The organism is Ornithobacterium rhinotracheale DSM 15997 (assembly GCF_000265465.1).
Classification (GTDB): Bacteria; Bacteroidota; Bacteroidia; order Flavobacteriales; family Weeksellaceae; genus Ornithobacterium; species Ornithobacterium rhinotracheale.
Genome location: NC_018016.1, coordinates 145,575 through 163,168, shown reverse-complemented (window position 1 = coordinate 163,168; position 17,594 = coordinate 145,575). Strand labels below are relative to the sequence as shown.

General features: G+C 36.1%; 21 protein-coding genes. 9 read left to right on the top strand and 12 right to left on the bottom strand.

All coding sequences use genetic code 11. From position 1 onward, the window contains the following. Nucleotides 1-74: 74 nt before the first annotated feature. The 10 genes from ORNRH_RS00795 to ORNRH_RS00750 form a co-directional block, all read right to left on the bottom strand. The gene (locus tag ORNRH_RS00795; protein WP_014790014.1) at nt 75-1,034 is read right to left on the bottom strand and encodes a glycosyltransferase family 2 protein; all 960 of its coding nucleotides are present in this window, start codon (nt 1,032-1,034) and stop codon (nt 75-77) included. 15 nt (nt 1,035-1,049) lie between these two features. Continuing rightward, nucleotides 1,050-1,613 carry a DUF4199 domain-containing protein gene (locus ORNRH_RS00790; RefSeq protein ID WP_014790013.1) on the bottom strand — a complete coding sequence of 188 codons (564 nt, stop codon included), beginning with the start codon at nt 1,611-1,613 and terminating at the stop codon, nt 1,050-1,052. A 134-nt stretch (nt 1,614-1,747) separates the two neighbouring features. Continuing rightward, entirely contained in the window at nt 1,748-2,725 is a 978-nt protein-coding gene (locus tag ORNRH_RS00785; RefSeq protein ID WP_014790012.1) for a polyprenyl synthetase family protein, read from the bottom strand. A gap of 46 nt (nt 2,726-2,771) precedes the next feature. Beyond that, nucleotides 2,772-3,689, bottom strand: coding sequence for a hypothetical protein (locus ORNRH_RS00780; protein WP_014790011.1), 918 nt, complete (start codon nt 3,687-3,689; stop codon nt 2,772-2,774). Next, complete coding sequence (gene rlmN / locus ORNRH_RS00775; protein ID WP_014790010.1) at nt 3,686-4,750, bottom strand: 23S rRNA (adenine(2503)-C(2))-methyltransferase RlmN; 1,065 nt, start codon at nt 4,748-4,750, stop codon at nt 3,686-3,688. The genes ORNRH_RS00780 and rlmN overlap by 4 nt, the downstream gene beginning before the upstream one ends. A gap of 7 nt (nt 4,751-4,757) precedes the next feature. Then, a complete protein-coding gene (gene queA / locus ORNRH_RS00770) occupies nt 4,758-5,807 on the bottom strand; it encodes a tRNA preQ1(34) S-adenosylmethionine ribosyltransferase-isomerase QueA (protein WP_014790009.1) in 1,050 nt (349 codons plus the stop codon). 90 nt (nt 5,808-5,897) lie between these two features. Further along, nucleotides 5,898-6,086, bottom strand: a complete 189-nt coding sequence (locus tag ORNRH_RS00765; RefSeq protein WP_014790008.1) for a hypothetical protein — start codon at nt 6,084-6,086, stop codon at nt 5,898-5,900. Nucleotides 6,087-6,146: 60 nt separating this feature from the next. Continuing rightward, complete coding sequence (locus ORNRH_RS00760; RefSeq protein ID WP_014790007.1) at nt 6,147-6,884, bottom strand: hypothetical protein; 738 nt, start codon at nt 6,882-6,884, stop codon at nt 6,147-6,149. Nucleotides 6,885-6,962: 78 nt separating this feature from the next. Continuing rightward, complete coding sequence (locus ORNRH_RS00755; protein ID WP_014790006.1) at nt 6,963-7,892, bottom strand: bifunctional riboflavin kinase/FAD synthetase; 930 nt, start codon at nt 7,890-7,892, stop codon at nt 6,963-6,965. 39 nt (nt 7,893-7,931) lie between these two features. After that, nucleotides 7,932-8,348, bottom strand: coding sequence for a hypothetical protein (locus ORNRH_RS00750; RefSeq protein ID WP_155814482.1), 417 nt, complete (start codon nt 8,346-8,348; stop codon nt 7,932-7,934). Between the two features lie 300 nt (nt 8,349-8,648). On the opposite strand from ORNRH_RS00750, the gene folD reads away from it, so the two are divergent. The 8 genes from folD (at nt 8,649) to ORNRH_RS00710 (ending at nt 13,171) form a co-directional block, all read left to right on the top strand. Further along, nucleotides 8,649-9,530 (top strand): bifunctional methylenetetrahydrofolate dehydrogenase/methenyltetrahydrofolate cyclohydrolase FolD, encoded by an 882-nt coding sequence (folD, locus tag ORNRH_RS00745; RefSeq protein WP_014790004.1) that lies wholly within the window; start codon nt 8,649-8,651, stop codon nt 9,528-9,530. Nucleotides 9,531-9,613: 83 nt separating this feature from the next. Further along, on the top strand, nt 9,614-10,255 hold the full coding sequence (locus ORNRH_RS00740; protein ID WP_014790003.1) for a 7-carboxy-7-deazaguanine synthase QueE: 642 nt from the start codon (nt 9,614-9,616) through the stop codon (nt 10,253-10,255). A 20-nt stretch (nt 10,256-10,275) separates the two neighbouring features. Continuing rightward, complete coding sequence (locus ORNRH_RS00735; RefSeq protein ID WP_014790002.1) at nt 10,276-10,758, top strand: DnaJ-like cysteine-rich domain-containing protein; 483 nt, start codon at nt 10,276-10,278, stop codon at nt 10,756-10,758. A 2-nt stretch (nt 10,759-10,760) separates the two neighbouring features. Continuing rightward, nucleotides 10,761-11,039: a DUF6804 family protein gene (locus ORNRH_RS00730; protein ID WP_014790001.1), complete on the top strand. Its 279-nt coding sequence runs from the start codon at nt 10,761-10,763 to the stop codon at nt 11,037-11,039. 94 nt (nt 11,040-11,133) lie between these two features. After that, entirely contained in the window at nt 11,134-11,532 is a 399-nt protein-coding gene (locus ORNRH_RS00725; protein ID WP_014790000.1) for a hypothetical protein, read from the top strand. A gap of 3 nt (nt 11,533-11,535) precedes the next feature. Then, the gene (locus ORNRH_RS00720; protein WP_014789999.1) at nt 11,536-11,925 is read left to right on the top strand and encodes a hypothetical protein; all 390 of its coding nucleotides are present in this window, start codon (nt 11,536-11,538) and stop codon (nt 11,923-11,925) included. An 81-nt stretch (nt 11,926-12,006) separates the two neighbouring features. Further along, the gene (locus tag ORNRH_RS00715) at nt 12,007-12,576 is read left to right on the top strand and encodes a hypothetical protein (RefSeq protein ID WP_014789998.1); all 570 of its coding nucleotides are present in this window, start codon (nt 12,007-12,009) and stop codon (nt 12,574-12,576) included. Between the two features lie 97 nt (nt 12,577-12,673). Continuing rightward, the gene (locus tag ORNRH_RS00710; RefSeq protein WP_014789997.1) at nt 12,674-13,171 is read left to right on the top strand and encodes a hypothetical protein; all 498 of its coding nucleotides are present in this window, start codon (nt 12,674-12,676) and stop codon (nt 13,169-13,171) included. Between the two features lie 42 nt (nt 13,172-13,213). Here the strand turns inward: ORNRH_RS00710 and ORNRH_RS00705 are convergent, their stop codons facing one another. Further along, nucleotides 13,214-14,104, bottom strand: coding sequence for a mechanosensitive ion channel family protein (locus ORNRH_RS00705; protein ID WP_014789996.1), 891 nt, complete (start codon nt 14,102-14,104; stop codon nt 13,214-13,216). A gap of 14 nt (nt 14,105-14,118) precedes the next feature. Further along, the gene (gene uvrB, locus ORNRH_RS00700; RefSeq protein WP_014789995.1) at nt 14,119-16,116 is read right to left on the bottom strand and encodes an excinuclease ABC subunit UvrB; all 1,998 of its coding nucleotides are present in this window, start codon (nt 16,114-16,116) and stop codon (nt 14,119-14,121) included. 404 nt (nt 16,117-16,520) lie between these two features. On the opposite strand from uvrB, the gene ORNRH_RS00695 reads away from it, so the two are divergent. Beyond that, nucleotides 16,521-17,591 carry a 3-oxoacyl-ACP synthase III family protein gene (locus ORNRH_RS00695; protein ID WP_014789994.1) on the top strand — a complete coding sequence of 357 codons (1,071 nt, stop codon included), beginning with the start codon at nt 16,521-16,523 and terminating at the stop codon, nt 17,589-17,591. Nucleotides 17,592-17,594: the final 3 nt, after the last annotated feature.

Sequence of the window (17,594 nt, the reverse complement as noted above, 5' to 3'; positions counted from 1 at the left end):
ATTAATTTATATAAGTTATAAAGTTATTTAATTTTTTCAAGAAATAAAAATTTTAGACTTATTTAAAGAAAAGACTAAAAATTTAATTCTTCTGCAACCGCATATTCGGTTTTGTTTTCTTGGGTTTTTACGATTAATTCTCCCAAAAATCCTGCTAAAAATAATTGCGAACCGAGGATCATTGCTACAAGCGATATGTAGAAAAATGGATCGTTGGTTACTAATCGTGCGGGGATTCCTTTAGCTAAAAAATATAATTTTTGCGAGCCGATGAACAAGGCTGTCAAAAAACCGATGATAAACATAATTGTTCCTGCAGCACCAAAGAAATGCATAGGGCGATAGCCAAATTTCCCGACAAACCAAAGGGTGATTAAATCTAAAAATCCATTGACAAATCTGCTTGTTCCAAATTTGGATTTTCCGTGTTTTCTAGCCGTGTGCTGAACGGGCTGTTCTGCGATTTTGGTAAATCCTGCATTTTTTGCCAGCACAGGAATGTAGCGGTGCATGTCGCTATTGAGTTTTATGTTTTTTATCAATTCTTTGCGATAGGCTTTCAGCCCACAATTGAAGTCGTGGAGTGGGAGACCGCTGGTTTTTCGTGCTACGCCGTTAAATAATTTTGAAGGAATATTTTTGGTAAGAACAGGATCTTGTCTTTTTTGTTTCCAGCCCGAAATCAAATCCAAATTTTCATGAATCATGCGATTGTATAGCACGGGAATTTCTTCTGGAAAATCCTGCAAATCAGCATCCATTGTGATGACAATATTGCCCTTTGCTTTCTCAAATGCAGCATTGAGTGCTTGTGCTTTTCCGTAATTTTTTCTGAATTTAATCCCCTTTACTTGATTGTGTTTTTTGGCTAAATCTTGAATGATGTGCCAAGAATCGTCGGTGCTACCATCATCTATAAATATAATTTCGTAGCTTTTTTGTATTTGATTCTCAATGCTATCTGCAATTCTTTGGCGTAATTCTACAAGAGAATCTTGTTCGTTTAAAAGTGGGATTACAATCGAAAGTTCCATGCTGTTGTTTTTTATTTAAGCATTTGGTTTTGAGGAAGTAGTGCGAACTTTCCACAGAAGAGCCATCATGATTCCTAACGAAAAATTGAAAAATGCAATTACAAGAGAAATCAATGTAAAGGTTCTGATGTTCAGAATGTTTGTGTTTCTCACGGCTTCGCTATTAATTACTTTTGCCACACTTTCGTAATCTCCTGCTTCCTTGGCATCGAGCAAGCTGTAGTCTAAATATTCATTCTTAAATTGTTCAATCCAATCAGGCTGAACATAATAGAAAAAGGCAAAAATCGCAATTAAACTCATAAAACCAGCCAATACACCTGGACTAAAACAAAGCCCAAAAACTTTGAAAAAATGTAAATTAGGGTGATTGGTTTGCTTGATCATATTGTAAGCAGCCATCACGGCATAGAGCGTGGTGATAACAAAAGCATTGCTCACAGCCGTTGCAATAAGATATTGAAATTGAGAAATTTGAAAGTATTCTTGTGTCCTAAATAAAACCTGAACCACGGTGAAAATAACCATGGTAAGAAAAAATAAAATCGCTGTAGATTTAAAAATAATGTGTTTTAGCATATAGTCAAATTATCCGTAAATTTTAAATAAAAACTCACGATTAGATTCAATGTGCTAATTTACAAAATTTTTATGTTTCTAAAGGAATTTATTTTAGATAGAAGTGCAATAAAAATGATTAAAAATTCAATTTTTTAATGTTTCCTTTCCACCACATAGTTTAGCAAAGTCTTGAGCGAATCTTTGGCAGGAGAATCCTCAAAATCATCTAAAATCCTAAGTGCGCGGTCGCGATAATCGTACATTACTTGCTCCGAGTAATTTAGTCCGCCGTGATTTTTCACATATTCTATAACTTCGCGCACACGATTTTTGTCTTTATTGTATTTTTTCACTGAACGGATTAGCCATCTTTTCTCGCTAGGAGATGCTGTATTAATACTGTAAATCAAAGGCAAAGTCATTTTTTGTTCCTTGATGTCAATCCCGATGGGCTTCCCGATGATGTTGGTATTGGTGTAGTCGAATAGGTCATCTTTAATCTGAAATGCAATACCGACTAATTCCCCAAAACGGTACATTTTTTTTGCCACTTCTTCATCAGCTCCTACCGAGCGAGCCCCGATTTCGCAACAAGCAGAAATCAAAGCAGCTGTTTTCTGGCGAATGATTTCAAAATAAACTTCTTCTGTGATGTCTAATTTTTTTGCTTTTTCGATTTGTAGCAATTCGCCCTCGCTCATCTCTCGTATGGCATTGGAAACTACCATGAGCAGATCAAAATCGGTATTTTCGGTAGCCAAAAGCACACTTTTAGACAATAAATAATCGCCCACCAAAACGGCAATTTTATTTTTCCACAAGGCGTTGATTGAGAAGAATCCTCGGCGCATATTGCTATCGTCTACCACATCGTCGTGCACAAGCGAGGCGGTGTGGATTAGCTCAATCATCGAGGCACCACGATAGGTGCGTTCGGTTGTTTTGCCTATGAGTTTTGCCGTTAGAAACACAAACATAGGTCTCATTTGTTTTCCTTTTCGGCGAACGATAAATTGCATGATTCGATCGAGTAGAGACACATTCGTCTTCATCGAGCGATAGAATTTATCCTCAAAAATATTCATCTCTTCGGAGATGGGATTCTTTATTTTATCGATTATTTTAGTCACTAATTAAATGGCTATGGGTTAAAAATCGGCTAAATATAAGCAAATTTTATTTTAGCTGAAAACTGGTGATGTTTTGTGGTGAATTATAAATTTTTTGTTTAAATCTTTCTGCACTCACCCAAACTTTCTTGTCCGAAACAATTTTCACGCCTTCTACTTGCCCCAAATTTCCAGAAAATCCTAAATGGTATTTTTTGAATTTACCGTGTGTCATGAATTTAAAATCTGGCGTATTAGGATCGGCTTCTCCCATAAGCAAATACACTTTTCCGCTTCTGGTGTAGCCCACAAATGCAATGTGTAATTTTCCATCTATCAGCTTTGCATCGGCACCAGTAATCAGAAATCCTGTATTGTATTCCTCAACAAGCCAAGCGGGTTGCTTTCCTTTTAAGACATCGAGCGTGTAGTGATGTGTTTTTGCACTTTGCCATTCTTTGGTAAACACATGGATTTTTCCACCAAAATAGAACATAGCTTCGGTATCAAAATCGTGCTTGTGAGGCAACGGGTTGTAGTCTTTTTGTTCTGGGTAAAAAAAGTTTATCGTATCTGCTGTTACGCTAAAGTTTGATTCAGGATTGTTCAGTAAATTTTTATCGAAATAAAAGATTTTTAAATCCTTACGATTTCCGTAATTGTTCCCAAATTCTCCCACGAAAACGAGAGAGTCGCTCATGGCAATTTCTTCCCAATCCTTATTTTTAGCATTGCTTATGGCTACTGTTTTTTGGATTTCGGCAGGGGTGCTTGGATTGAAACCATAGATTTCAGCTTCTCCGCCACTGTCGTTAATTCCCCAAAAAAGATTGTTGTAGATTTCCAAACCTGAAATTTCATCGATTTTTTCAGGCAAAAGAATTTTTTCAGTCATTTCAAAATCTTTGTGCGTTTGCACATCTTTTTGTGAGGCACAAGATTGTAAAATGATTAAAACTAAAAGGATTAGGCTAAATTTTCTCATAGGTTTTGGGCAATTTTATTCTTATTGGCTAATTGTCCGCAAGCGGCATCAATATCTTTACCACGACTACGGCGAACATTTACAATGATATTTTCGTTCTCAAGTGCTTGGATATACATATTAGTCACATCTTCAGGAGCTTGAGCAAATTTATCATCGCCAATGCTGTTGTATTCAATTAAGTTTACTTTAGTCGGCACTTTTTTGCAGAATTTTACGAGTGCTTTTACATCTTCAGGCGTATCGTTTACATTTTTCCAGATGATGTACTCGAGCGTGATTCGGCTTTTGGTTTTGTCGTACCAATATTGCAAACTTTCTAAAATTTCGGTCAATGGGAATTTATGACTAAAGGGCATGATTTGGTTCCGTTTTTCCTCAATGGCTGAGTGAAGCGAAAGTGCCAAGCCCACTTTTAAATTCTCATCGGCTAATTTTTTAATCATTTTGGGAATCCCCGAAGTTGAAACGGTGATTCTACGCGGAGACATTCCGAGCCCGTTTGGGAATGGCGTTGTGATTTTTCTAATCGAATCCACCACATTGTTGTAGTTTAAAAGTGGCTCTCCCATGCCCATATACACGATATTGCTGAGTGGAATTCCATAATTCTCTCTACTTTGCTGGTCGATTAAAGCCACTTGATCCACGATTTCTGCCACATTAAGGTTACGCATACGCATAAGTTTTGCCGTGGCACAGAAATTACAATCCAAGCTGCAACCCACTTGCGACGAAACGCAGGCAGTGGTTCGCTTTTCAGTTGGGATCAAAACGGATTCTACTACATTGTTGTCAAAAAGCTTAATGGCATTTTTGATGGTGCCATCTTCACTTTTTTGGTGTTCCTCCACTCGTATAGGCTGAATCACAAAATGCTCATCGAGCAAAGAGCGTAATTCCTTGGAAAGACTGCTCATTTGCTCAAAAGTATGTGCATTTTTGTTCCAGAGCCATTCATAAATCTGTTTAGCCCTGAAAGCTTTTTCCCCATGAGAAACGATAAAATCTTGAATCTCTTGGAGACTTAATTTTCTTATGTCTTTTTTACTTTGGCTCAATGGATAATTATAAAATTAACATTGCGTCTCCGTAAGAATAGAATTTGTATTCTTTTTTCACTGCCTCTTTGTAGGCTTTCATCACAAAATCATGTCCAGCAAAAGCAGAAATCATCATCAATAAAGTTGATTTTGGTGTATGGAAATTGGTAACCATACAGTTTGCAATACTGAAATCGTATGGCGGGTGAATGTATTTATTAGTCCAGCCTTCGTATGGGTTCAATCGTTTATTGGCAGATACGGCAGATTCAATTGCACGCATAGAAGTAGTACCTACGGCACACACGCGTTTTCCATCTTCTAGTGCTTTGTTTACACGATCGGCAGTAGATGCTGGAATGATTACGCGTTCAGATTCCATTTTATGTTTAGTTAAATCCTCCACTTGTACAGGAGAGAAGGTGCCTAATCCTACATGCAATGTAATTTCAGCGAAATCTACACCTTTAATTTCTAGTCTTTTAAGCAAATGTTTGGAGAAGTGCAACCCCGCAGTAGGAGCAGCCACAGCTCCTTCTTCTGTTGCATAGATAGTTTGGTATCTTTCTTCATCTTCTTTATCTGCCTCACGCTTAATGTATTTAGGAAGTGGAGTAGTCCCCAATTCTTTTAATTTTGCACGGTATTCTTCGTAATTTCCATCAAAAAGGAAACGCAAAGTTCTACCACGAGAAGTTGTGTTATCTACTACTTCAGCGACTAAACTATCATCATCTCCAAAGAAAAGTTTATTACCAATTCTGATTTTTCTTGCAGGATCTACCAAAACATCCCACAATCTAGTTTCTGGGTCAAGTTCTCTGAGCAAGAAAACCTCGATTTTGGCACCAGTTTTTTCTTTATTTCCGTATAATCTTGCAGGGAACACCTTGGTGTTGTTTCTAATCAAAACATCATCTTCGTCAAAATATTCAATTAAATCTTTGAATTCTCTGTGCTCAATGGTTTGAGTATCACGATGAAGCACCATCAATTTTGCTTCGTCTCTGAAGCGTGAAGGACGGTCTGCAAGTAATTTTTCGGGTAATTTGAAATCAAAATCAGATGTTTTCATTATTTGTATTTTTCTATAATTTTAAAAAGTAAATCGGGCAAATATACAAACTAAATAGGGCGGTTGTCAAGTTTTTTGTATTAAATAAATTTAAGAATTGTTATTTCTTAATATTTTTCGGTAAATAATGAGCCCAATTGCCATTCCCGCGCCGCCGCCCAAGGCATTCATGATTGCCAAATCTTGAGATACTTCTTCTTTGTTGATAAAAAATAAATACAGAGCCACCATCGCTACAAGCGTGCTGATGATAATGAAACGGTTGCTATAATCTTTCATACATTTAATTTGGGTTTAAATGTACTTTAAATCCTTGAAAAATCAAATTTTGGAGGGTTTTTATCCCTTTTTTTGTTTTATATATTCGCGCAATTGTTCTATGGCAAATTTATAATCATCGGTTTTGGGCAAGCGTTCGATGAGAGCGTTTAAGTCTTCGGTACTTATTTCGTTGATAGGTTTGTTTAATGCTCTTTTCAATTTGTTTTCAAGATTTTTATCTCTTTTGAACGAAACTAAACTTCCATTTTTGAAATTAGCCACCCACACTTCTTGTTGATTTGCAATGCTTTTTTGGTAAATCGCTTCGTTTTCTCTTGAAACAGCATTTATTCTCAAAGTCCAAGCCTCGTTGAGATTGATGGGGAATTTATACACTAGAAATTCGCCATTTACCCATTTGGCAGGTAGTAGCCCTTGTTTATTGAAATCAGAATTTGTGAATTGGGCTAATTTTTCTCGTGCAATTTCATTTTTTTCGGTGTACAAATTTTCGCCACAATAACTTTCCACGGGCGTAATTTTGCTGATATATAATTGATTTTTCTCTACGCTCCAATTGGTGTAGTAATTTTTATTTAAAGGTTTGTCGCACAAAATTGTAGCGTTTTCCTTTAAATAGGAAATAGGAGACATTTTGAAATAATAAGTCCTTCCGTTGATCTGGAGACTATCTTGATTTTCAGCGATGAGCAATGCTTGGTTGTTACTACTTAAATTTTGAAAATCAGTTTTTTGTCCAAAAGCTGAAAAACTGCAAAACGCAAGAAAAACGGAAGTAAGCTTATTTACTTTCATAACTAAAAAATGAGATTTTAATACATTTTATAAAGCTATGAAAATTAACTGAATTATTGAAATTTCACCCCGAAAAATTTAGCCCAAATAAAATTCCGAATTTTTAAAAAACAAAACATCTTTGGCGATTTGATCTTTCAGATCTTCGAGCGAGTCAAATTTTTGTTCGTCGCGAATGCGGTTTAGGATTTCAACTTTTAATGTTTTTTCGTACAAATTGTCTTCAAAATCAAAAATAAAAACTTCGATTCGCTGATTTTTTCCTTCAATCGTAGGGCGAATTCCCACATTCATTAAACCTTGGAATTTTTGACCATCGATCCAAACATTCACGCCATACACTCCGTTTTTGGGAATAAGTTTTTCATCATTTATGGCTAAATTCACCGTTGGGAAGCCTAAAGTGCGTCCGATTTTGTCGCCATGAATCACCTTGCCCTCAAGCGAATACGACCTGCCGAGTGCTTGTGTTGCATACGCTATATTGCCCTCAGCCAGTGCATTGCGCACCTTGGTCGAGCTAATTGGATTCTCGTTTTCCTTAATCGCCTTGAGCTGACTGAGCTCAAAATTGTAGAGCGATGAAAGTTCCTGCAATTGGTGGAAATCGCCGGCGCGATTTCTTCCAAATTGATGATCGTGCCCGATGATAAGCGTATGAATATTTAGCTGTTTCACAAGCGATTCTCTCACAAAATCAAGCGAAGAAGTACGAGAAAATTCAAAATCAAACGGCTGAATGATTAAATAATCCAGATTGTATTTTTTTAAAAGCTGAATTTTTTCGTCAATTGGACTTAAAAGTTTAAAATCCGAATCAGATTGTAGCACATGGCGCGGGTGCGGATTGAGCGTGAGCAATGCCGAATGCCCATTTACAGCTTTAGCTCTTTTATTTAGTTGATTAATAATGCTTTGGTGCCCCTTGTGCACCCCATCGAACATTCCGATCGTGAGCACAAGTTTTTCAGATTCAGCAATGGGCTGTATGCCTTCTACAATTTTCATTCAAACAAAATATGTTGCACAAAGGTACAAAATCAAATTTTAGTGCACAGAATGCTTTTGCGCCAAATCGTTTTCAATCGATTTGAAAAAATGTTCAAAACGCTCTCTTTGTGTTTTTTTGATACTATTTTTAGGAATCACAACTTTGGCTTCGTTGGTTTCGAAAACATAATCGCCTGCAAAATATTTAAGCGTTGTAACTTGATTTAAATCAATATTTTTTGTTGGGAATTTACTGAAGATTAAATGATTGTTTTCGATTTTAATATATGGGAAAAAATAATATTTAATGAATAAAAATCCATAATTAAGCCCTAAAACTAGATAAAGAATTGAAATGTAAATTCTAGAATCGGAAAGAATTATGTAGCTAATACAAAGCAGGAGCCAAACGATAGCCAAAAAGAGAAAAAAATAAAGTCTTACTTGGTTAAATTTGTAGATTGATTTTTTCATTTCAATTGATTTTCGGCTAAAATTAGCAATAAAAAATGACATTTGGGGTTAATTATATTGTAAAAAACTATAATCCCATAGAAGAATCATATTTTAATTTGTTTTAAGTACACTTTTGGCGGAGCGATTTATTAAAAAACAGAATTTGGTGCATTTTTATCATTACGATATTGATTTGGAATCTCTACAAAAACTCTTAATGTGCGAAAACTAAATTTCATCCAAACACCAATGATTTAAAAAGCTAATTTTTGAGATTTGCGAAATAGAAACTATATTTGTGTGTAATCCTAATTTATCATGAAAACACTGGACGGAATCAAATTAGCCAAAGAAATCAAAGCCGAAATTAAACAAAAGGTTTCGGAATACACACAAAATCAGCGTGCGCCACATTTGGCAGCAGTACTTGTGGGCGAAAATCCTGCGAGCAAAGCCTATGTGGGCATGAAAATCAAAGACTGCGAGCAAGTGGGCTTTCAGTCCACTTTGTGCAAAAAAGATGAAAATATAACCGAGCAAGAGTTATTGGATTTAATCCACGAACTTAATCAAGACGAAACCCTTGATGGTTTTATTGTGCAATTGCCCTTGCCTAAGCATATAGACGAAGAAAAAATACTTTTAGCCATAGATCCTAAAAAAGATGTCGACGGGTTTCATCCGCAAAATGTGGGAAGAATGACGCTCGGTATGGAAACTTTTTTGCCAGCCACACCTTACGGAATTATGAGATTGCTTAAACGCTACGAAGTGCCTACGGCAGGCAAGCATTGTGTAGTAATTGGGCGAAGCCATATCGTAGGACGCCCGATGAGTATTCTAATGAGCGAAAAGACAAACCCAGGAAACTCTACCGTAACGCTTTGCCATAGCGGAACCAAGGATTTGGAGAAGTTTACTAAAGATGCAGATATTATTATTGCGGCATTGGGGCGAGCTGAATTTCTAAAAGCCGATATGGTAAAAGAAGGCGTAACGGTGGTAGATGTGGGCATCAATAGAGTAGAAGATCCTGAATCGCCAAAAGGTTACAAATTGGTAGGCGATGTGGATTATGAAGCAGTAGCACCTAAATGCGAATTTATTACGCCCGTGCCAGGTGGCGTAGGACCTATGACGCGTGCTATGTTGCTCGAAAATACACTTTTGGCGTACGAAAGATTTTATTTGAATAAATAATTCGTAACTTTGCGCCCGAAAATATGAAGTAAAGCGTGCCAGAATCTGATTTTGGTGCGTTTTATTTGCTTAAATAAATGCTAATGGTACAATCACTTACACCCGAACAAACCGAATTGATGAATGCTGGAAAACTCTTGCCAATTATGGAAGATTTTTACACACTGCAAGGCGAGGGAGCACACACAGGAGCTGCCTCCTACTTTATACGCATAGGCGGTTGTGATGTAGGGTGCCATTGGTGCGATGTCAAAGAAAGTTGGGACGCGAGCAAACACCCACTCACTCCCGTAGATGAGCTGGTGGAGCGTGCCACAAAATACGCCAAAATGATTGTAATCACAGGGGGGGAACCACTTATGTGGAATTTGGAATATTTAACCCAGAAATTAAAAGAAAAAGGTTGTAAAATCCATATTGAAACTTCGGGCTCGCATTCGTTAAGCGGAACGCTAGATTGGATTTGCCTTTCGCCCAAAAAACGATTGTTGCCTAAGCAAGATGTGCTAGACCGAGCCAGTGAGTTGAAGGTAATTGTTTTTAATCACCACGATTTTAAATTTGCCGAAGAATACGCCGCAAAAGTTTCGCCCGATTGCGTGCTTTATCTTCAGCCCGAATGGAGCAAACGAGAGGAAATGACGCCCAAAATCATTGATTACATTTTGGAAAATCCAAAATGGAAAATTTCGTTGCAAACGCATAAAGTGTTGCGTATTCCGTAAGAATTTAATTTAAACTAAAAATGGAAAAATTTTTTTTGTTATCTGTTTTAATTTTTATCACATCATGTAGATTTCAATGTGACTATTGTTATGGAGAGGGGGAGATTGACTGTTTTGAATGTGATGGAGAAGGGAGCTTAACCTGTGATGTTTGTGATGGAGAAGGTAGGTTGATATGTTCGGAGTGTGATGGGACTAGTGAAGAGGAATGTATTTTTTGTTGGGGGAAAGGAAAAAAAGAATGTATCTATTGTCATGGTGATGGGTATGAATACGACTACATAGATAGTGAATATGAGACATGTTCGTTTTGTTTAGGTGATGGTTACGAAAGATGTTTTTCTTGCAGTGGGAGAGGTTACAATGATTGCAGGTCTTGTTCAGATGGTTTTGTAGTTTGTTATAATTGTAATGGTGATGGTGAAAATGATTGTGATGAATGCGATGGTGAAGGTACAGTTGAGTGTGATAATTGTAATGGATATGGTTACATGAAATTTTAAAAATGGAAAAAAATATAAAAATTGCTTTATCGATATTGTTACTATTGTGCTTGTTTAGAATGCCTTATGGGTTTTATGAACTGGTGAGATATTTGAGTTTTGCGGGATTTTTGATTTTAGCTTATTTGGAAAAAGAAAAAAAAGGAAATGCCGTTGTTTTTTATATTTTGTTGGCTTTATTATTTCAGCCATTTTTTAAGATTTCGTTTGGGCGCACTTTGTGGAATTCAGTCGATGTGCTTGTCGCCATTGGCTTATATCTTAGCCTTAAGAAAAAATAATTTTAATTAAAAACAAAAAAAGATTAACTCAAGTTAATCTTTTTTTTGTTTTGTAATGGGGGAAATGTATCTTTGATAGGATTAAAATTCTGTTATGAAGATAAAATATAACAATACGCCGCTTATTGCAAATGCTATATTTGGATTGTTTATGATTGGATTTGTAGTGCAATCAATGTTTTATAATAATGAATTGTTTTTGCTCAATTATTTAATGTTAGCATTTGGCGTCATCTACTTTTTATTTTTTGCCTTGCGAATCGGTCGAGATTTTGTAATCATTTCCGATGATAAGATCATGGTCAATAGAATTTTAAAAAAAGAAATTGCGTTTAAAGATTTGCAAGAAGTGAAATATTTTGCGGGCGATTATATTTTTGCTTCGGCAAAAAAGAAAATAATTATCCCTAAAAAATCCATGAAGCCCGAACAACAGCCCGAATTCGAAAAATTTTTCAACCAACTTTTAGCTCATAATATTCAAAGTGAATAAGTTATGAAAATTCAGTTTAGTAAAAAATATATGTATACCAATCTCATTCTAGGGATTTTGTGGATTGCTTTAGGCTTGTATTTTGTGTTTATATCTAGTAGTGATTGGTGGGGGTATTATTTGTATTTGGTTGTAGGGATACTTTATTTTTTCGTCTTTTTAACCCAGATTTGGAGGAATTATGCGGAAATCAAAGACGATAGGCTTATTGTTTATGGTATTCCTAAAAAGGAAATTAGATTTAAAGATTTACGCCAAGTGAAATATTTTGCAGGAGATTATATTTTTGTTTCAGACCAAAAGAAAATAAAAATTCCTAAACAATTAATCCAAAAAGACCAACAATCCGAATTTGAGGCTTTTTTTCAGGAGTTGCAAAAAGATATTGACTAGCAAAGTAAATATTCTTTCTTAAAAAAATAACGAAATTTCATTTTTTTTAATTAAATTTACTAAGCTGTAAAATTAAAAATCATGAAAAAAATAATTTTTAAATCACTCGTTGTAATTGTAATTTTATTGTTTTTGGCAAGTTGTTCGTGTCCAAAATCGGCAACCTACACGATTGTAGGTGTACATTATGTAGAGAAAAAAAATATTACAGAATATATGGTTTTGCCCTATGGTACCGTGTTTATCCCTGGTAAGTGGGAGAAGGCAGAATATTTGAACCACAGCAGGCAACAATATTTCAATAATGAAAACGGAAATAGAATATCGATTGCTCTTGGACCAAACAATAAGTTTGAATTTAATCAAGATGGTTCTAAGAAGGGATTTGATCTTCTGAAAGCCTATTTTGAATGGGAAAAAGAATATTTTACCAATACGGTAAAAGTAGATGTAAAGTTGATTGAAGAGAACCCAAATGATAATTATTTAATATTTCAAATTTATAAAAAAGAAGATGGCATGATAAAGGTGAATAATTATTTCTTTATAACAGAGAAACATAACACTTTCTATATTTTTTCGGTTCAAACACTGGGAAAATGGAATCAAGAACAAGCGATTAACTTTTTAAAAGAAATTGAAATTAATTAAAATGTTTAAAAAAAGGTTCGAAATGTATTGATATTTAATTTTAAAAAAAAATAAAAACCGATTTCAAAGTATCTTTTAACAGTATTAAACATTTATCATGAAAGAAACAATTTTTAGTCTTATCGTTTTTAGCATAATTTTCTCATGTGGGAAAAATGAAAAACAAGATTTATTACGAGATATTCAAAAAGCCACTACTGTTTTATCTGAAAAAACTTCGGAGTTTCTTGCTGAAAAAATAGCACTTGATTTTGCTAATTCTTACGTACAATTTATAAAAAAAGACGCTGATCTTTCCGAAACCAAAAAGTGGGTAGAGCAGAACAAAGAGGTTACAGAAGCTTTTAAAAAATCGTATATAGACATGATTGTAGAAGCCGAAAGAAAAAATCCGGAATTGGGATTAGATTTTGATCCCATTATCAATGCGCAAGATGTCCCTGATGATGGTTTTGAAATCGTTTCTTTTGATGAAAAAACAAATATCGTTACATTAAAAGCCAAAGAAACGATAGATTTTACTTTAAAATTAAAAATGGTAAATCAAGATAATCGCTGGCTTGTAGATGGGTGTGGTGTTGTGAATATGCCATAGATAGTCCATTGTAAAGCGAATAAATCTTAAAACAGAGAAGATTTATTCGCTTTTTACTTGAATTTGTTTATCAAAGATATTTACGCCACCTTTTACCCCAAAGTCTAGCGTAGTAACATTGTAAGCAATAGAAATGTTTTCTTGCTCAAATCGTTTTTTGACACGCATAATTATATCACTCAGTGCCACACGATAATTGTCATTGGTCTCAAATTTTATCCAAAATCTTAATTCAAAATTGTAGCTAGAATCTCCGATTTCTGTAAAATACATGTCAATAGGTTGCTCTTTTAAGGCATCGGGGGCATTTAATACTTCTTCTAGTGCGCATTTTTTTACATGTTCTAAATCATCGCCATACGAAACTCCTGTTTGCAGTATAATTCGTCTCATGCCGTAGGTGGAGTAGTTGGTGAAATTATTGTTATACACCACTTGGTTAGGCACATACACCTCTTGCCCTGGCACGGTTTTAATGCTTGTAGTAATCCAGCCTACTTCGGTCACTTTTCCGTAAGTGCCATTGATCGTAACCCAATCATCTTTTTTAAACGGGCTTTGTGCCTTTAGCAATAATCCTGCAAAGAGGTTGGAAGCCACATCTTTAAACGCAAAACCTGCGATAATCCCCACAATACCAGCACCTGCTAAAAGTTTGGTTATAAATTTTTCTAAACCTAAAATCTGTAAAGCTAAAATTATACCTGAAATTAGTAGAAAGAAGTAAATGAGCGATGATATTAAATAAGCAATTTCGATATGCTTTTTGAAGGTTTTGTGATAAAAATTTTGGCTAATGCGCTTGGCTCCTCTCGCGATGAAGTAGAAAAGTACAAAAACTACCAATGCCAAAAATGCTTTGGGCAAAAAGCTAAAAAAAGAATCCTCCCAAGAGTCTAAAATTCCATGTAAATATTCAAAATTGGATTTCATATAAGTAGTTTATTTTAAGCTTGTTGATTTTTAAGTTCGTTGATTTCGTCTCGCAACTTGGCGGCTTGCAAGAAGTCTAAATCCTTGGCAGCTTTTTCCATGGCTTTTGTTTTTTCTTCGATGAGTTTTTCGATGTCCACTTCGCCATAAGATGCTTGTTGTTCTGCCACTTGTCTTAAGCTGGCTTCTTTGCGCACATATGGATTTTGCTCAAATTCTGCTTCTTGCTGAATGCGTGTGATTTTCTTGTGCAGTGGTTGAGGCGTTTTGTTGTGATCTTTGTTGTATTTAATCTGAATTTCTCTGCGTCGAGCGGTTTCATCAATGGTTTGTTGCATACTGCCCGTAATTTTATCGGCATACATAATCACTTTTCCATTCACATTTCGAGCGGCACGCCCTGCTGTTTGCGTGAGCGAACGGTGATTTCTTAAAAATCCTTCTTTATCGGCATCTAAAATTGCAACAAGCGAAACTTCTGGCAAATCGAGCCCTTCTCTTAAAAGGTTTACTCCAACGAGTACATCAAAAAGTCCCTCGCGCAAATCTTGCATGATTTTTACACGATCTAGCGTATCTACATCTGAGTGAATGTATTGTGTCCTTACGCCGTAGCGAGTCAAGAACTTTGTAAGTTCCTCTGCCATACGCTTGGTGAGCGTGGTCACGAGCGTGCGTTCATCGATTTCGGCGCGTTTTTGGATTTCTTCCATCAAATCATCCATTTGATTTTGAGAGGGTCGCACTTCGATTATGGGGTCGAGTAATCCCGTCGGACGAATGATTTGCTCTACAATCACACCATCAGATTTTTCTAATTCGTAATTTGCAGGCGTTGCAGAAACATAAATCACTTGGTTTTGGATTGCTTCAAATTCTTCAAACTTGAGCGGGCGGTTGTCCATCGCAGCGGGCAGTCTAAATCCGTATTCTACCAAATTTTCTTTTCTACTTCGGTCGCCCCCGTACATGGCATGCACTTGTGGCACCGTAACATGCGACTCATCAATCACCATAAGATAATCCTCTGGAAAATAATCGAGCAGGCAGAATGGGCGTGTGCCTGGCAATCTCCCATCTAGGTAGCGAGAATAGTTTTCAATCCCAGAACAGTAGCCTAGCTCTTTCATCATTTCGATGTCAAATTCGGTGCGTTCTTTAAGGCGTTTTGCCTCAAGCATTTTGCCCATGTTTTGAAAATATTCAACTTGTTTTCCTAAGTCTATCTGAATGTTTTTTATAGCATTGTTTAAGGTCTCGGGCGAAGTCACAAAAATATTGGCTGGATAAATATTAATTTTATCAAATCCCGAAATTCTTTTCCCCGATTCTACATTAAAGGATTCAATCTCTTCGATTGTGTCGCCATAAAAATGAAAACGGATTCCGTCATCGGCATAGGCGGGGAAAATCTCCACCGTATCGCCCTGCACACGAAAGTTTCCACGACCAAAATCCACCATAGAGCGGGAGTAGAGAGCATTTACTAATTGATGCAAAAAGTGTGTTCTAGAAACTTCTAGTCCCACTTCGGCTTTAATCACATTTTTGTGAAATTCCGTTGGGTTTCCGATACCATATAAGCACGAAACCGAGGCAACGACCAAAATATCTCTTCGCCCCGAAAGTAGGGAAGAAGTAGCACTAAGCCTCAGTTTTTCAATCTCGTCGTTGATGCTTAAATCTTTTTCTATATACACGCCAGAATGCGGAATGTAAGCTTCTGGCTGGTAGTAGTCGTAGTAGGATACAAAATATTCCACAGCATTGTTTGAGAAAAATTCTTGAAACTCCATGTAGAGCTGAGCTGCAAGCGTCTTGTTATGTGCCAGAACGAGCGTAGGCCGTTGCACTTCCTGCACCACATTAGCAATGGTAAAGGTTTTTCCCGAACCTGTAACCCCGAGTAGCGTCTGATATTTATCGTTATTTAAAATACCTTGAGACAGTTGTTTAATCGCTCTGGGCTGATCTCCCGTAGGGCTGTAATTTGAAACTATTTTAAAATCCATTAATGCAAAAATACAATTAAACAAAGTTACATAAAACGCTCGGTATAAAAAATATGGAATTTGATATATTTTTATTCATGATTTGTTTAAACCCTAATTGTCATTCCGAACTTGGTTCGGAATCTCAAAAACCGAATTAGGTAGATTTTTATTCATATTTGTCATTCTGAATTTAATTCAGAATCTTTTTGCTTTATTTAGACCTTGAATCAAGTTCAGGGTGACAGGACGGTGAAATTATGCGTGGTTTAATTCCGAACTTGATTCGGAATCTCAGAAAAATCATAATTTGGTATATTTTTAATTTAGTAAAAACATTGCCCACCCCAAAAATGAAAAAAATCATTTAATGTTTAAAGTATCCGTTTTGTTTTTATTATCTTTGCAAACTAAAAATCGAAACTATGCTTAATGCCATTATAAAAGGTTCAGGACACTATTTGCCAGAAAATATCGTGAAAAATTCAGATTTTTTGTCACATGAATTTTATGATGAAAAAGGCGAAAGAATACTTAAATCAAACGAAGAAACGATTCAGAAATTCAAAGAAATTACCGAAATTGAAGAGCGTAGGTATGCAAATCCTGAGATGAAAAATTCTGAAATGGCAACAATCGCAGGAAAACGCGCTTTGGAAGATGCAAATTTAGATCCTGAGCAGCTAGACTACATTATTGTGGCGTCTAATTATGGTGATATCGAAAAATCTTGCCAAACGGCTGATTTTATGCCAAGTATGTCTACCCGAGTGAAACACTTATTAGGCATTAAAAATTTAAAATGCCGTCCGTATGATATGATTTTTGGGTGCCCAGGCTGGATAGAGGCGATGATTATGGCTACGCAATTCATTCAAGCAGGATTAGCGAAAAACATTTTGGTAATTGGTAGCGACATGGTTTCGAGAGCTATAGATCCGCACGATCGCACTGCGCTGATTTTTAGCGATGGAGCGGGGGCGGTAGTGCTTTCTGCCGAAGAAAGTGATGAACCAAAAGGAGTTTTGGGCTATGGAACTTACAATTATGCACAAGACGAAATTTCGTACTTAATGAGCGGTCCATCGCTTAAAGCTAGTTGCAAAGACTACACAAAAAGCGTAAGTATGAAAGGGCGAAAAGTATATGAATTTGCTTTAAGAAATGTGCCACAAGCCATAAAAGATGTGATTGATGCTTCAGGTAGCGATATTGGCGAAATCAAAAAAGTATTGCTGCATCAAGCTAATGCCAAAATGGATCATGCCATGGTGGCAAGACTTTTCAAATTATATAAAGCCGAAGCCCCTGAAGATGTAGCACCTATGACGGTGCAAAAATTTGGAAACTCATCGGTGGCAACGGTGCCAACTATGTTCGACTTGATTCAGAAAAAGGAACTCGGCACGCACGAATTTAAGTCAAATGACAAAATAATTTTTGCAAGCGTGGGTGCGGGAATGAATATTAATGCAATCATTTATAAAGTGCCATAAAAT